Origin of the sequence: Pseudarthrobacter chlorophenolicus A6, from assembly GCF_000022025.1 — a bacterium.
Lineage (GTDB): Bacteria > Actinomycetota > Actinomycetes > Actinomycetales > Micrococcaceae > Arthrobacter > Arthrobacter chlorophenolicus.
This window is the reverse complement of sequence record NC_011886.1, coordinates 3,100,634-3,115,396: the sequence shown is the minus strand read 5'-3', so window position 1 is coordinate 3,115,396 and position 14,763 is coordinate 3,100,634. Positions and strand designations below refer to the sequence as shown.

Genomic DNA, 14,763 nt, shown 5'->3' with positions numbered 1-14,763 from the left:
CAGTACGCTTGCTTTCATGGATTGTGCCTACCTGCCGGACGTGGCCCCATGAGGCTCCGGCGCAGCAACGCCTCCGGCCGGGGCTACCGCCGGATTGCCGCCGGAAAAGGCTTCAGCTACCGGGACCTGGACGGATCAACGTTGCCGCCCGGGCCTGTGCGGGAGCGGCTGGAAAGCATCGGCATCCCGCCGGCGTGGACCGACGTGTGGATAGCCCCGTTCGAAAACGGGCACATCCAGGCCACGGGCGTGGACGCCGTGGGCCGCCGGCAGTACATTTACCACCCCCAATGGCGGGAACGGAAGGACAGGCTCAAGTTCGACCGGTCCCTGCAGCTTGCCGAGTCCCTGCCTGCCGCGCGGCGGCGGGTCACCATGGACCTGCGCAGCGACGGGTTCACCCGTGAACGCGTGCTGGCCGGAGCCTTCCGGATGCTGGACAGCGGGTCCCTGCGCGTGGGGTCCGAACGGTACACCAACGAGAACGGCAGCCGCGGGCTGGCCACCCTGCTGTGCGCCCACGTCCAGGTGCGGAAGGACCGGATCCTGCTCAGCTTCCCGGCCAAGAGCGGAAAGGACTGGGAATCGGAAATCCGCGACGCCGACCTTGCCGCCTTGGTGCGGCTGCTCAAGCGGCGCGGTGGCAACGCCCGGCTGCTGGCCTACAAGGACGGCAGGAGCTGGCGGCCGGTCACCAGCGCGGACATCAACGCCTACGTCAAGGAACGCACCGGCTCCGACTTCACGGCGAAGGACTTCCGCACCCTGCGCGGCACCTTGGCAGCGGCCGCCAGCCTTGCCCGGACCGGAACGCAACCCACGGTGGCCAAACGGAAGCGGGCTGTGAGCAGGGCCATGATGGACGCGGCCGAGGTGCTGGGGAACACGCCGTCGATTGCCCGCAAGAGCTATGTGGACCCGCGCGTCGTGGACCACTTCAACGACGGCGAAACCATCGACCCCCACCGGATCGAGTCCGCCGAGTCCGAGATCCGTGCGCTGCTCTACCGCGAAGGTGACGTTGTACCGCTGGCGAAAAGCGGCTGAGGCCTAGAATAGGAAGCTGTTGCGCCACCTATCCGGCGCTCCCCGCGAATCATGCATGTGATCAGGCCAGAAGGGCTCCCGGTGTCCACTCCCAGCGCTACCAGCTCCACCCGTCCCCTCCGCGTCGCCATCGTGGGCGCAGGACCGGCAGGCGTCTATGCTGCGGACATCCTCACCAAATCCAGCGGCGTGAAGGACGGCGATTTCGAGGTCAGCATCGACCTCTTTGAGGCCTACCCCGCGCCCTACGGCCTGATCAGGTACGGCGTGGCTCCTGACCATCCCCGGATCAAGGGCATCGTCAACGCCCTGCACAAGGTCCTGGACCGCGGCGACATCCGCTTCCTGGGCAACGTGACCTACGGCCGCGACCTCACCCTGCATGACTTCCGGGCGTTCTATGACGCCGTCATCTTTTCCACGGGCGCCATCAAGGACGCGGACCTGGACATCCCGGGCATCACCCTGCAGGGATCCTTCGGCGGCGCGGACTTTGTTTCCTGGTACGACGGCCACCCGGACGTTCCCCGTGACTGGCCGTTGGAGGCCAAGGAAATCGCCGTTATTGGCAACGGCAACGTGGCCCTCGATGTGGCCCGCATGCTGGTTAAGCACCCGGAGGAGCTCCTCACCACCGAAATTCCGGACAACGTCTACCAGGGACTGAAATCCTCCCCGGTCACGGACGTGCACGTCTTCGGCCGCCGCGGCCCGGCGCAGGTGAAGTTCACCCCGCTGGAACTGCGCGAACTCAGCCACATGAATGATGTGGACATCGTCCTGTACCCCGAGGACTTCGAATTCGACGAAGCCTCGGATGAGGCCATCCGCAGCAACAACCAGATCAAGACCATGGTGAACACGCTCACCAACTGGCTGGTGGAGGAGCACGCGGAATCGGAGAATCCTTCCTCCCGCAGGCTGCACCTGCATTTCCTGCACAGCCCCGTGGAAATACTTCCGGACGGCGGGGACGCAGCCGGCGGCAAGGTGGCGGGCATCAAGTTCGAGCGCATGCAGCTCGATGGCACCGGCAACGCCAAGGGCACGGGGGAGTACGTGGAATACCCCGTCCAGGCCGTCTATCGTGCCATCGGCTACCACGGCTCGGCGCTGGATGAACTCGAATACGACGCCAAACGCGGCGTCATCCCCAACGAGGGCGGCCGGGTGCTGGACGCCGAAGGCAACCCCGTTCCGGGCATCTACGCCACCGGCTGGATCAAGCGCGGCCCCGTGGGACTCATCGGTCACACCAAGGGCGACGCCCTGGAAACCATCGGCTTCCTGCTGGAGGACCGCCTCACCCTGCCGGCGGCCAGCAACCCTGATCCGCAGGCCATCATCGACCTGCTGGAGGAACGCGGCATCGAGTACACCACGTGGGAGGGCTGGAACAGGCTCGATGCCCACGAGGCGGGCCTCGGAGCCGCGTGGACCGGACCGGAAGGCATGGACCACGTGGTCCGTGAGCGCATCAAGGTGGTCCCGCGCGAGGACATGATCCGCATTTCCCGCGGCTGACACCCGGCTCCCGCCGGGGACCGGTGCCCGCTACAATGGCGAGCATCCCCTGGCCGGCGTGCTGACGCCGTGTCCCCAGACAGCACCGCAGCGCAGCAGCACAGGAGTTCGATGAAGAACCTCACCCAGCCGGAGCCGCTGCAACGCAGTGCCCTTGCCGCCCACGAGAAACTCGACGGCGGCCGGTTTCCCGATGCGCCCGACGTTCCCGGCCTGCGTTCGCTGATCCGCGAATCATGGCTGCGCTCCGCCGGGTTCAAGGCCAACCCGGACAACCCGGCCGCGCCGCTGGCCATGGACCACGATGAACTTGAGGACTACCGGAGCCGGCATCCGCTGGCCACCATCATGCCTGTCATCAACAAGCTCCTGGTCCAGCCCAGCCACGACACCGGCCTCCTGGTGGCGGTGGGTGACGAGGTGGGCCGGCTGCTGTGGGTGGACGGGGATCCTTCCCTGCAGCGCCGTGCGGAAGGCATGATGTTCGTTGCCGGGGCCGACTGGTCCGAAGCCACCGTGGGCACCAGCGCCCCGGGCACTGCCCTGGCGCTGGGCCGCGGGATCCAGATCGCCGGCGCGGAGCACTACCAGCGGGCCGTCCATCCCTGGAGCTGCACGGCCGTCCCCTTCCACGATCCCGATTCCGGCGCGCTGCTGGGGGTAGTGGACATCACCGGAACGGCTGCCGCAGTGGCCCCGCACACCCTGTCGCTGGTGGAGGCCACCGTGGCGGCCGCCCAGGCCCAGCTGCGGGTGGAGCGGCTCCAGGCCGCCGCGCAGCTGGCCGCCACGCCCGTACGACGCCGGTCCACGGCATCCGCTGCCCGGGCACCGGGCGCTGGTGCACGGGAGGGCAGCCTGTACCGCAACAGCCTCCAGCTGCTGGGCCGCGACCAGGCACTGCTGAGCATCGACGGCAAGACCGTTGCGCTGTCCGCCCGGCACAGCGAGATCCTCGCCCTGCTGAGTACGCACCCGGACGGGCTGAGTGCCGAGGAACTGTGCGTCCTGCTCTACCCGGCGGAAGGTTCCAGCATCACCCTGCGGGCCGAAATGGTGCGACTGCGGAAGGTCCTGCAACAGCTCAACCCCGGCGCCGTGCCCGAATCCAGGCCCTACCGGCTCCCGCTGGACCTGGTGCCCGACTGCGGCCAGGTGCTCAGCTGCCTGCAGCGCGGTGCCCACCGCATTGCGCTGGAAATCTACCGGGGCGCGGTGCTGCCGCGGTCCGAGGCGCCGGGCATCATCGACCTCCGAAACAAAGTCTCCTCACTCCTGCGCGAGGCTGTCCTCACCGACGGCAGCGCCGATTCCCTGCTCCGCTACGCCGCGCTCCCCGAGGCAAGGGACGACGTCGGGATCCGCCGTGCCGCGCTCCGCCTCCTGCCGCCGCGCTCGCCAAAGCGGGCCGCCGTCGTCGCCGAACTGGAACGGCTGGAAGCCGAACTTCGCGCCTAGGCCTTTCGGTGGTTGAGCGTGTCCTTTCGGTGGTTGAGCTAGTCCTTTCGGTGGTTGAGCCCATCCTTTCGGTGGTTGAGCCTGTCGAAACCTGATTTCGGCAGGCTCAACCACCGGGCGGGGGTTGCAACCTTCCTGCAACCCCCCTGCTCCTACGCTGGCTGCATCGGCTCATCCCGTACGGGAAAGCCTTCTGCACAGCAAAGGAGCTACGCAATGACCGTTTACGCACAGCCGGGTACCGAGGGCTCGAAGGTCACCTTCAAGGACCGTTACGAGAACTGGATCGGCGGCGAATGGGTGGCCCCGGTCAAGGGCCAGTACTTCGAGAACATCACTCCGGTGACGGGCAAGGCGTTCTGCGAAGTGGCCCGCGGCACCGCAGAGGACATCGAGCTTGCGCTGGATGCCGCACACAAGGTTGCACCGTCCTGGGGTAAGACGTCCGTGGCCGAGCGCGCAGCCATCCTGAACAGGATCGCGGACCGCATCGACGAAAACCTCGAAATGCTGGCCGTTGCCGAATCCTGGGACAACGGCAAGCCCATCCGCGAAACCCTTAACGCCGACCTCCCGCTGGCCGCCGACCACTTCCGCTACTTCGCCTCGGCGGTCCGGGCCCAGGAGGGCTCCCTTTCGCAGCTCGACGAGGACACCACCGCCTATCACTTCCACGAGCCGCTGGGTGTCGTGGGCCAGATCATTCCCTGGAACTTCCCCATCCTGATGGCCGTCTGGAAGCTGGCCCCGGCCCTGGCCGCCGGCAATGCCGTGGTGCTCAAGCCCGCCGAGCAGACGCCGTCGTCCATCCTGGTCCTCATGGAGCTCATCGGCGACCTGCTGCCCGCCGGTGTGGTCAACGTGGTCAACGGCTTCGGCGTGGAGGCCGGCAAGCCCCTCGCCTCCAGCTCCCGGATCCGCAAGATCGCCTTCACCGGCGAAACCACCACCGGGCGCCTGATCAGCCAGTACGCCAGCCAGAACCTCATCCCGGTCACCCTGGAGCTCGGCGGCAAGAGCCCGAATATCTTCTTCGGCGACGTTGCCCAGGCTGACGACGCGTTCTACGACAAGGCCCAGGAAGGGTTCGCCCTGTTCGCCTTCAACCAGGGCGAAGTCTGCACCTGCCCGTCTCGCGCCCTGGTGCAGGAAGACATCTACGAGTCCTTCATGGCCGATGCCGTGGCGCGGGTGGAGAAGATGGTGCAGGGCAACCCGCTGGACACCGACACCCAGGTGGGTGCGCAGGCCTCGAACGACCAGCTTGAGAAGATCCTTTCCTACATCGACATCGGAAAGCAGGAGGGTGCCAAGATCCTCACCGGAGGCGCCCGTGCCGAACTGCCCGGCGACCTGGCCGGCGGTTTCTACGTCCAGCCCACCGTCTTCGAGGGCCACAACCGGATGCGGATCTTCCAGGAGGAGATCTTCGGACCTGTGGTGGCCGTGACGAAATTCAGCGACTACAACGACGCCATGGGCATCGCCAACGACACCCTTTACGGGCTCGGCGCCGGCGTCTGGTCCCGCAACGGCAACATCGCCTACCGCGCGGGCCGTGAAATCCAGGCCGGCCGTGTCTGGGTCAACAACTACCACGCCTACCCGGCGGGTGCCGCGTTCGGCGGCTACAAGTCCTCAGGCATCGGCCGTGAAAACCACGCGATGATGCTGGACCACTACCAGCAGACCAAGAACCTGCTGGTCAGCTACAACGAGAACAAGCTGGGCTTCTTCTAAGCCCGGTTCCACCCCTCCATCAACGCAAGGATCGCCAATGACGACGACAATGCAAGCAGCAGTGGTCAACACTTTCGGTACCGACCTGCAGGTCCAGGAACTGCCCATCCCTACCCCCGGCCCGGGGGAGGCCCTCGTGAAGGTCCTCACCACCGGCGTCTGCCACACCGATCTCCATGCCGCGGAAGGCGACTGGCCCGTCAAGCCAACGCCGCCGTTCGTGCCCGGCCATGAAGGCGTCGGTGAGGTGGTGGCACTCGGCGAAGGCGTCACCGACCTCGCCGTCGGGGACATGGTGGGCAATGCCTGGCTGTGGTCCGCCTGTGGCGATTGCCAGTATTGCCGCACCGGCTGGGAGACCCTGTGCGAGGCACAAAAGAACGGCGGCTACAGCGTGGACGGGTCCTTTGGCGAGTACATGCTTGTCAACACCCGGTACGCCGCCCGCATACCGGCGGGATCCGACCCCGTCGAGGTGGCGCCGGTGCTCTGCGCCGGCGTCACCGTCTACAAGGGCCTGAAGATGACGGAGGCGCAGCCCGGCCAGTGGGTCACCATCTCCGGGATCGGCGGGCTGGGACATATTGCCGTGCAGTACGCCGTTGCCATGGGCCTCCGGGTGGCAGCCGTCGACATCGCCGATGACAAGCTCGCCCTGGCCAAGGCCCACGGTGCGGCCCTGACGGTCAATGCCCTGCACGAAGATCCGGCGGAGGTGATCCAGCGCGAGACAGGAGGTTGCCATGGAGTGCTGGTTACCGCGGTGCACCCTTCAGCGTTCGGGCAGGCCATCGGTATGGCCCGCCGCGGCGGCACCATTGTGTTCAACGGGCTGCCGCCGGGCGACTTCCCGGCGCCGATCTTCGAGATTGTGCTCAAGGGCCTGACCGTCCGCGGTTCCATCGTGGGTACCCGGCAGGACCTGGAGGAGGCCCTGGACTTCTACGCCCAGGGGAAGATCCACCCTACCGTCTCAGTCCGGGAACTGTCCGAGGTCAACGCGGTCTTCGATGAGATGAAGCACGCCAAGATCGACGGCCGCGTGGTCCTGAGGTTCTGATGTTCCCGGACAGCCTGCGGGCCGCCGTGACGCTGCCCGGTGAGGTCTTCTCCCGGGTGGCGCTCACGCCGGAGGCTGCAGACCTTCTGCGCCTGCTGTGGCTGCAGCACGGGCCGCTGATGTTCCACCAGTCCGGCGGCTGCTGCGACGGATCCTCGCCGATGTGCTACCCGGCCGGCGACTTCCAGACCGGCGATGCGGATGTCCTGCTGGGGCTGTTCGACCTGTCCGACGGGCTGGAGCCGCAGCCCCTCGAATTCTGGATGTCCCGGGAGCAGTTCAACTACTGGAGCCACACCCACCTGACCGTGGATGTGGTGCCCGGCAGGGGCAGCGGCTTCTCCGTGGAGGCGCCGGAAGGCAAACGCTTCCTGATCCGTTCGACCCTGATGGACTGGCCGGCCTGAGCAGAACCGGCACATCCATTGATTCGGTTCAAAAGCCCTTGGGACCCTCACTTTGAGGGTCCCAAGGGTTTTTGGCAGAACAAAGTTCTGCAGTTTGGCCGTCTCACTATTCGGGACGATTGGGACCGTCCACTGGATGGACACTACGGTTGATAGGTCTGTTTCCTTCACAAATCAGGATTGTGATCCCTATGAACCTTCTCCGGACCAAATCCATCGAGCAGTCGATTGCCGACGCCGATGAACCCGGACGCAAGCTCAAGCGCTCCCTCAGCACGTGGGACCTGATGATCATGGGCGTCGCTGTTGCCGTCGGCGCCGGCATCTTTTCCGTGGGTGCGAAGGCCGCCGCCAACTTCGCCGGCCCGGCCGTGACCGTGTCCTTCGCCATCGCTGCCGTTACCTGTGCGCTGGCCATCATGTGCTATGCCGAGTTCGCCACCGCCATCCCGGTAGCCGGCTCAGCCTACGTGTTCACCTACGCCACCATGGGCGAGCTCCTCGCCTGGATCATCGGCTGGAACCTGATTCTTGAGCTTTTCACCGCCGCGGCAGTGATCGCCAAATACTGGGGCATCTACCTCAGCAAGGTGTTCGCCCTGATGGGTGCCGACGTTCCGCCGGCGCTGACCATCGGCGGCGTGGACCTGTACTGGGGCGCCTTCCTGATCGTGGCCATCTTCACCGTGCTGCTGGTGCTGGGAACCAAGCTTTCAGCCCGCGTAGGCAACATCTTCACCCTGATCAAGATCGGCGTCGTGCTTTTCGTGATCGTTGTGGGCTTCACCTACGTCAAGGTTGAGAACTACGCCCCGTTCGTCCCGGCAGCTGAGCCCACTGGCGGGACCGGTGCCGCAGACGTCCTGAAGCAGTCCTTCTTCGGCTTCCTGACCGGTGCCGCGCCGGCGCAGTACGGCACCCTCGGCATCTTCGCCGGCGCCGCCCTGGTGTTCTTCGCCTTCATTGGCTTCGACGTGGTGGCCACCTCCGCCGAGGAAGTCAAGAACCCGCAGAAGACCCTTCCCCGCGGCATCTTTGGCGGCCTGGCCGTGGTCACCCTGCTCTACATCCTGGTCTCATTGGCCCTGACCGGAATGGTGTCCTACACCCAGTTGGCCGAAGCGGAGAACCCCACACTCACCACCGCCTTCGAAGCCGTGGGTGACACCTCCGCCGCCAAGGTCATCGCCTTCGGATCGCTGATCGGCCTGACCACAGTGATCATGGTGCTCCTCATGGGGCTGTCCCGCGTGGTCCTGGCCATGAGCCGCGACGGCCTCCTGCCGCGTTCCCTGTCCAAAACCAGCGACAAGCGCTCCACCCCGGCGCGGCTGCAGATCATCTGCGGTGCAGCGGTTGCCCTGGTGGCCGGCCTGACCAACGTGGACCTGCTCGAGGAAATGATCAACATCGGCACCCTCTCCGCCTTCGTGGTGGTGAGCCTGGGCATCCTGGTGCTGCGCCGCAAGCGCCCCGACCTGAAGCCGTCCTTCCGGGTTCCGTTCGGCAAGGTCCTCCCGGTGGTCTCCGCCGTGCTGTGCCTCTACCTGATGACCAACCTGGCCGTGGAGACCTGGATCTTCTTCGCCATCTGGCTGGCCATTGGCCTGGCAATCTACTTTGCCTACGGCCAGCGGCACTCACGCCTCAACGAACGCTTCAGCGCCGCCAACGCCGCAGTCAACGGCGGCCCGGCCGACTCTGCCAGCACCGCTTCCAAGTCCGGCGACGAGGACGAATTCACCCGCGCCTGACCTGCTCCTGCCAATGCCCGCCCGGCTGCCGTCCGGGTGGGCATTTGCATGTTCCGCTCCGGGATGGAGCCCGCTCTTAGGATGGATGCATGGCACGCCCTACAAGACCCGAACGCAAAGCCGAACTGCTGGGCGCCATCCAGGACTACCTCATGGACAAGACCCTCACGCAGCTGACGTTCCGCAGCCTGGCAGAGGGGCTGGGCATGAGTTCCTACGTGCTGGTGTACCACTTCGGCAGCAGGGACCAGCTGATCAACGACATTGTGGTGTCCATCGAGTCCAGGCTGGACCGGCTGCGCAGCACCGACGTCCGTGAGATTGACCGGGCAGCGTGGCGTGCTTTCCTCCTCGATTCCTGGCAGTGGACCATGGCCCAGCGCAACCGGCACCTGACCCGCCTGGAGTTCGAGGCCGCGGCCCAGGACATTGTGGCGCCGGAACCCCGCGGGACCTCCCGGGAGCATTTCCGGATGCTGCACCACCAGACGCGCGACTGGCTGATGGTGCAGGGCATCGAGGAAGAATTCGCGGACACCGATGCCCGGCTTTTCACGTCCACGTTCTACGGGCTGCAGTTCGACTTCGTGGTGATGAACGAGCCGGAGGCCGCCACCCAGGCCTTCGAACTGATGCTGACGGTGTTCTTCAACAACCTCGAGACCCGGCTGGCGGCCGCCGGGCAGTAAGCCTCATGGGGCGGCGTACCGGCCCACCCACTCCACCAGGGGACGCAGCTCCCGCCACCTGCCGGCAATTTCTTCGCTGGCCGCCGTCGTGGACGCCCACCCGGGCCGGCCCAGCTCAACTCCAGCGGACAGGGTCTTATGCTTGAGCAGCTCCGCACGCGGGTGGTCCCGGTCAAAACCGCGGGGGACAGTCTTGAGCTTTTCGCCCTCAATGGCGAACCCGGCCCGCGCCAGCGAATCCACAATGTCCTGCAGCCCGGACCCGCTGGCCGAAGCATCTGCGGCGGCACGGTACCTGGCCAGCTGGGCCGGCGAATGCGAGTGGTAGCCGCCGCCCACCAGCAGCCCGTCAGCGCTGACCTGGAGGTAGAAGCCCACCCCTTCCTGCCGGATGGCGAAGGCGCCCTGGGCGGTCTTGTACGGGGATTTGTCCTGTGAGAACCGGACGTCTCGGTAGGGCCGGAACAGTTTGGCCGGTCCGAATTCGGGCTCAAGCCCGGCCAGGAGCAGCTCCAGCGGCTCCCGGACCGCGGAGTCGTAGGTGGACTTGTGCTCCAGCCACCATTCACGGTTGTTGTTGTCTTCGAGTTCCTCGTAGAAGCGGAAGGCCTCCGGCGGAATCCCTGCGAAAGTGTCCATGTACGGAGCCTAGGGTGGGCGGGCACCGGCGAACAGTGGGCCGGGCGGCGTATGTGCACAACGTCGAAGACGCGGCAGGTTATGTGGACAAACGCGAAACACCCCGCCCGGAAAAGTCCGTAGCGGGGTGTTCTGCGTTATGTCCGGGGCCGGAGCCTGGCTAGAGCTTGTTGGCTGCCTCGGCGTCGGATTCCGGCTGGCCCGCCGCACCCAGGTTGGCGCGCAGCTTGGCGCCGAGCTCGGCGTCAACGTTGGTCCAGTACTGGATGGCGCGTTCCTTGATGTCGGAGCGCTTCACGCCGCCCACAGCACCGGTGATGGTTTCGAGGAAGCGGGCCTTGGTGGCTTCGTCGTAGACCTCGCGGTAAAGCGCGCCGGCCTGGACGAAGTCGCCGTCCTCAGCGTGGAGGGAGTGCGCTGCGAGGGTCAGCTCGCCGTCGTTCTCCCAGCCGCCTGCCGCGTTCTGCGGCTCAACGGCAGCCGGGCCGCCGAAGGTGTTGGGTGCGTACACCGGAACGGAAGGCGCGTTGAACAGGAACCTGCCCTGGCCGTCCTGGCTGTAGTTGTTGACCTCGTTCTTCGGCTGGTTCACCGGGATCTGGGCGTGGTTGGTGCCAACGCGGTAGCGGTGGGCGTCCGCGTAGGAGAAGATGCGGGCCTGCAGCATCTTGTCCGGGGAAGCGGCAATGCCCGGCACGAAGTTCGACGGCGCAAAGGTGGCCTGTTCGATCTGCGCGAAGTAGTTCTCCGGGTTGCGGTTCAGCTCCATGGTGCCCACCTTGATCAGCGGGTAGTCAGCGTGCGGCCAGACCTTGGTCAGGTCGAACGGGTTGAAGCGGTAGGTCTTGGCATCTTCATACGGCATGACCTGGACGTGCAGGTCCCAGGAGGGCAGGTTGCCGGCTTCGATGTTTTCGTGCAGGTCGCGGATGTAGAAGTCCGCGTCCGAACCCGCCAGTGCTTCGGCTTCGTCGGAGGTCATGCTCTTCACGCCCTGGTTGGACTTGAAGTGGTACTTGACCCAGAAACGCTCGCCCTCGGCGTTGATCCACTGGTAGGTGTGCGAGCCGTAGCCCTGCATTTCCCGCCAGGATGCCGGAAGGCCGCGGTCACCCATCAGCCAGGTCACCTGGTGGGCGGACTCGGGGGACAGGGTCCAGAAGTCCCACTGCATGTCGGCGTCGCGCAGGTGCGTGCCCGGCAGTCGCTTCTGGGAGTGGATGAAGTCCGGGAACTTGATGCCGTCGCGGATGAAGAACACCGGAGTGTTGTTGCCCACGAGGTCGTAGTTGCCCTCGCTGGTGTAGAACTTCACGGCGAAACCGCGCGGGTCACGCCAGGTGTCGGGGGAACCGTTCTCGCCGGCAACCGAGGAGAAACGGATCAGCATCTCGGTCTCGACACCGGGCTGCAGGAATGCGGCCTTCGTGTACTTGGAGATGTCCTCGGTGGCCTTGAACGTACCGAATGCGCCGCCGCCCTTGGCGTGCACTACGCGCTCCGGAACCCGCTCGCGGTTGAACTGGGCGAGCTTTTCCACCAGGTAGTGGTCAGTCAGGATGATGGCACCGTCGGCACCAACTGACTTCGAGTGGGCGTCGGACGTAACCGGGGCACCCGACTGTGTGGTCGAAATGACAGTCATTGTTCTCCTATTTCTCATTTATCTGTAGGGGAGGATTGAAAGCTTGTTTCTGGGACTGCTGGCAGTCCTGGCAGATGCCCTGGTACATGACATCGGCGATCTGGATGGTCATCGGCTTGGACTTTTCGTCCCAGTGCGGGGTCAGGCACGGGGCATGGCCCACTGCGCAGTCCACATCCTCCACCCGCCCGCAGCTGATGCAGATGGCGTGGTGGTGGTTGTCGTCCACCCGCGTTTCATAGAGGGCAGGGGAGTGGGGAGGCTCGAACCGGCGGAGCATGTGCAGGTCCGTCAGGTCTCCGAGCACCACGTAGACGGACTGTGCCGTCAGTTCCGGAAGCTCGGCGCGGGCTGCGGCCAGGATGCTTTCGGCGGGGGAGTGGGGGTGGCGTTCGACGGCGGCGAGTACAGCGAGCCGCTGCTTGGTCACCCTGCGGCCGTGGGCACGCAGGGCTGCAGCCCATGCGTCCTGGCCGTCAAAGTGTTCCGTCATGAAACCCATTAGACCACTTATTTTGACTATCTCACAATAAGGCGTGGCTTACTTTTTGAAGCGTGGCGGACCTGCGGCTTTGTCGGCCGGGCCGGGGCTGACCACTACTGTTGCAGGGTGGGGAAACTGCTGGCCGACATCACACCGCTGCGCGAAAGCCCGGAGTTCCGCCGGCTCTGGCTGGGCTCGGCAGTCTCTGCAGTCGGCAGCCAGCTCACCCTCGTGGCGGTGAGCCTCGAGGTCTACCGGCTGACCCAGGACAGCTTCTACGTGGGCCTGCTGGGTATCTTCGCGCTGGTTCCCCTGGTGATCGGCGGCCTGCTGGGCGGTTCCATCGCGGACTCGCATGACCGGCGCAGGGTGGCGCTGCTGGCCACCACCGTGCTGTGGCTGACCACCGGCCTGATCGCACTGCAGTCCTGGCTGCACGTGGGGAACGTCTGGGTGCTCTACCTGCTGGTGGCGCTGCAGAGCGGGGCGCAGGCCATCAACCAGCCCGCCCGGAGCGCCATCATCCCGATGCTCATCCGCAAGGAACTCCTGCCCGCCGCCAACGCCCTCAGCATGCTGGTGTTCGGGCTCGCCATGACGGCCGGGCCGCTGCTGGCCGGCGTCCTGGTGGCCTGGGTCGGCTTCGGCTGGACCTACACCATCGACTTCGCGAGCTTCGCTTTCGTCCTCTGGGCCGTGTACCGGCTGCCTCCCCTGGCCCCGACGGGTGCCCGCAGCAAGCCGGGCATCAGGTCGGTGATCGAGGGATTCCGCTTCCTGGGGACCCGGCCCAACCTCCGGATGACCTTCGTGATCGACCTGGTGGCCATGATCCTGGCCCAGCCGCGCGCCCTGCTGCCCGCCGTCGCCGCGCTGATGATCGGCGGCGGCGAGGCGACAGTGGGCATCCTGCTCGCGTGCACCGCCGTCGGGGCCTTCCTCGCAGGCCTGTTCTCCGGGCCGCTGGGCACTGTGCGCGCACAGGGTACTGCTGTGGTTTTCTCCGTGATGGGCTGGGGTGCGTCAATCGCCGGATTCGGCCTGGTGGTGCTCCTCGCCGGCAGGGCGGAGGGCGAAACAGCAACGCCTTGGCTGCTGCCCGCAGCGCTGTGCTGCGTGTTGGCGGGCGTGGCCGACTCGGTCAGCAGCGTTTTCCGCAACACCATCCTCCAGGCCGCCACGCCGGACCACCTGCGCGGCCGGCTGCAGGGAGTGTTCATCGTGGTGGTGGCGGGAGGGCCGCGCGTTGGCGACCTCCTGGCGGGCGGGGCGACTAAGCTCCTCAACGAGGGCTGGGTGCTGCTTTTCGGCGGGCTGCTCTGCATTGCCGGGGCCTGGACCGCATCGAAGCTGCAGCCCGGTTTCCGCCGCTACGACGCGCGGAACCCGGCTCCGTAGCGATCCGTTCCCTTAGTAAGGAGGAATCGTGCACAAACATCACAACGGGCTCAAGACCGCGGCGCTGTTCGGCGTGCTCTGGGCGGTCCTGCTGGCTCTGGGCGCACTGATCGGGGCGGGAACGCGCAGCTCGGCGCCCATCTGGATCATGGCCCTGGTGGGCGTCGGCACCACGTTCTACGGCTACTGGAACAGCGACAAGATCGCCATCCGTTCCATGCAGGCCTTCGAGGTCTCCGAAGCCCAGGCTCCGCAGCTGTACCAGATCGTTCGGGAACTGTCCGCCCGGGCCAACCAGCCCATGCCGCGGATCTACGTCTCGCCCACCATGAACCCCAACGCCTTCGCCACCGGCCGCAATCCGCAGAACGCCGCCGTCTGCTGTACCGAAGGCATCCTGCAGCTCCTGGACGCCCGCGAACTCCGCGGCGTCCTGGGGCACGAACTCATGCACGTCTACAACCGCGACATCCTCACCTCATCGGTGGCTGCCGCCGTGGCAGGCGTCATCACCTCGGTGGGCCAGATGCTGCTCTTCTTCGGCGGCGGCGACCGGCGCAACGCCAACCCGCTGGCCATGATTGCCATGGCACTGCTGGCGCCCTTTGCGGCGTCGCTGATCCAGATGGCCATCTCCCGCACCAGGGAGTACGACGCCGACGAGGACGGTTCGCAGCTCACGGGAGATCCGCTGGCGCTCGCCTCAGCCCTGGCCAAGATCGAGCGGGGCGTCACCATGGTTCCGCTGCCGCCGGACCAGCGGCTGGTCAATGCCTCCCACCTGATGATCGCCAACCCGTTCAGGGGCGGTGCCATGAACAAGCTGTTCGCCACCCACCCGCCCATGCGGGACCGGATCGCGAGGCTGGAACGCATGGCCGGACGGCCCCTGCAGTAGCCGGCGTCCCGCCGTCGGAC

Annotated in this window: 13 protein-coding genes; 10 read left to right on the top strand and 3 right to left on the bottom strand. The window is 66.1% G+C overall.

The features are described from left to right. Positions 1–48: 48 nt before the first annotated feature. The 8 genes from ACHL_RS14100 to ACHL_RS14065 all read left to right on the top strand — a co-directional run bounded on the left by ACHL_RS14100 (position 49) and on the right by ACHL_RS14065 (position 9,679). Positions 49–1,047, top strand: a complete 999-nt coding sequence (locus ACHL_RS14100) for a DNA topoisomerase IB (RefSeq protein WP_015937952.1) — start codon at positions 49–51, stop codon at positions 1,045–1,047. Between the two features lie 51 nt (positions 1,048–1,098). Next, on the top strand, positions 1,099–2,571 hold the full coding sequence (locus ACHL_RS14095) for an FAD-dependent oxidoreductase (RefSeq protein ID WP_407681022.1): 1,473 nt from the start codon (positions 1,099–1,101) through the stop codon (positions 2,569–2,571). Positions 2,572–2,682: 111 nt separating this feature from the next. Next, positions 2,683–4,029 (top strand): helix-turn-helix domain-containing protein, encoded by a 1,347-nt coding sequence (locus ACHL_RS14090; RefSeq protein WP_015937950.1) that lies wholly within the window; start codon positions 2,683–2,685, stop codon positions 4,027–4,029. Between the two features lie 216 nt (positions 4,030–4,245). Further along, complete coding sequence (exaC, locus tag ACHL_RS14085) at positions 4,246–5,769, top strand: acetaldehyde dehydrogenase ExaC (protein ID WP_015937949.1); 1,524 nt, start codon at positions 4,246–4,248, stop codon at positions 5,767–5,769. 37 nt (positions 5,770–5,806) lie between these two features. After that, positions 5,807–6,829 carry an alcohol dehydrogenase AdhP gene (gene adhP / locus ACHL_RS14080; RefSeq protein ID WP_015937948.1) on the top strand — a complete coding sequence of 341 codons (1,023 nt, stop codon included), beginning with the start codon at positions 5,807–5,809 and terminating at the stop codon, positions 6,827–6,829. Continuing rightward, positions 6,829–7,236 carry a DUF779 domain-containing protein gene (locus ACHL_RS14075; RefSeq protein ID WP_015937947.1) on the top strand — a complete coding sequence of 136 codons (408 nt, stop codon included), beginning with the start codon at positions 6,829–6,831 and terminating at the stop codon, positions 7,234–7,236. Before adhP ends, ACHL_RS14075 begins: the two co-directional genes overlap by 1 nt. A gap of 191 nt (positions 7,237–7,427) precedes the next feature. Further along, entirely contained in the window at positions 7,428–8,990 is a 1,563-nt protein-coding gene (locus ACHL_RS14070; protein ID WP_015937946.1) for an amino acid permease, read from the top strand. An 89-nt stretch (positions 8,991–9,079) separates the two neighbouring features. Continuing rightward, positions 9,080–9,679 carry a TetR/AcrR family transcriptional regulator gene (locus ACHL_RS14065; protein ID WP_015937945.1) on the top strand — a complete coding sequence of 200 codons (600 nt, stop codon included), beginning with the start codon at positions 9,080–9,082 and terminating at the stop codon, positions 9,677–9,679. Positions 9,680–9,682: 3 nt separating this feature from the next. Here ACHL_RS14065 and ACHL_RS14060 read toward each other — a convergent pair whose 3' ends face one another. The 3 genes from ACHL_RS14060 to ACHL_RS14050 form a co-directional block, all read right to left on the bottom strand. Further along, on the bottom strand, positions 9,683–10,318 hold the full coding sequence (locus ACHL_RS14060; RefSeq protein WP_015937944.1) for a DUF2461 domain-containing protein: 636 nt from the start codon (positions 10,316–10,318) through the stop codon (positions 9,683–9,685). 160 nt (positions 10,319–10,478) lie between these two features. After that, complete coding sequence (locus ACHL_RS14055) at positions 10,479–11,963, bottom strand: catalase (RefSeq protein WP_015937943.1); 1,485 nt, start codon at positions 11,961–11,963, stop codon at positions 10,479–10,481. 7 nt (positions 11,964–11,970) lie between these two features. Beyond that, positions 11,971–12,456, bottom strand: coding sequence for a Fur family transcriptional regulator (locus ACHL_RS14050; protein ID WP_043794711.1), 486 nt, complete (start codon positions 12,454–12,456; stop codon positions 11,971–11,973). A 117-nt stretch (positions 12,457–12,573) separates the two neighbouring features. On the opposite strand from ACHL_RS14050, the gene ACHL_RS14045 reads away from it, so the two are divergent. Beyond that, complete coding sequence (locus tag ACHL_RS14045) at positions 12,574–13,845, top strand: MFS transporter (protein ID WP_015937941.1); 1,272 nt, start codon at positions 12,574–12,576, stop codon at positions 13,843–13,845. 28 nt (positions 13,846–13,873) lie between these two features. After that, positions 13,874–14,743, top strand: coding sequence for a zinc metalloprotease HtpX (gene htpX / locus ACHL_RS14040; protein ID WP_015937940.1), 870 nt, complete (start codon positions 13,874–13,876; stop codon positions 14,741–14,743). The last annotated feature ends 20 nt before the right edge of the window (positions 14,744–14,763 follow it).

Excerpts from the sequence above, each read along its gene's own strand:
- ACHL_RS14100 (WP_015937952.1), top strand. The coding sequence starts at position 49 with ATGAGGCTCCGGCGCAGCAACGCCTCCGGCCGGGGCTACCGCCGGATT.
- ACHL_RS14095 (WP_407681022.1), top strand. The coding sequence starts at position 1,099 with ATGCATGTGATCAGGCCAGAAGGGCTCCCGGTGTCCACTCCCAGCGCT.
- ACHL_RS14090 (WP_015937950.1), top strand. The coding sequence starts at position 2,683 with ATGAAGAACCTCACCCAGCCGGAGCCGCTGCAACGCAGTGCCCTTGCC.
- exaC (WP_015937949.1), top strand. The coding sequence starts at position 4,246 with ATGACCGTTTACGCACAGCCGGGTACCGAGGGCTCGAAGGTCACCTTC.
- adhP (WP_015937948.1), top strand. The coding sequence starts at position 5,807 with ATGACGACGACAATGCAAGCAGCAGTGGTCAACACTTTCGGTACCGAC.
- ACHL_RS14075 (WP_015937947.1), top strand. The coding sequence starts at position 6,829 with ATGTTCCCGGACAGCCTGCGGGCCGCCGTGACGCTGCCCGGTGAGGTC.
- ACHL_RS14070 (WP_015937946.1), top strand. The coding sequence starts at position 7,428 with ATGAACCTTCTCCGGACCAAATCCATCGAGCAGTCGATTGCCGACGCC.
- ACHL_RS14065 (WP_015937945.1), top strand. The coding sequence starts at position 9,080 with ATGGCACGCCCTACAAGACCCGAACGCAAAGCCGAACTGCTGGGCGCC.
- ACHL_RS14060 (WP_015937944.1), bottom strand. The coding sequence starts at position 10,318 with ATGGACACTTTCGCAGGGATTCCGCCGGAGGCCTTCCGCTTCTACGAG.
- ACHL_RS14055 (WP_015937943.1), bottom strand. The coding sequence starts at position 11,963 with ATGACTGTCATTTCGACCACACAGTCGGGTGCCCCGGTTACGTCCGAC.
- ACHL_RS14050 (WP_043794711.1), bottom strand. The coding sequence starts at position 12,456 with ATGACGGAACACTTTGACGGCCAGGACGCATGGGCTGCAGCCCTGCGT.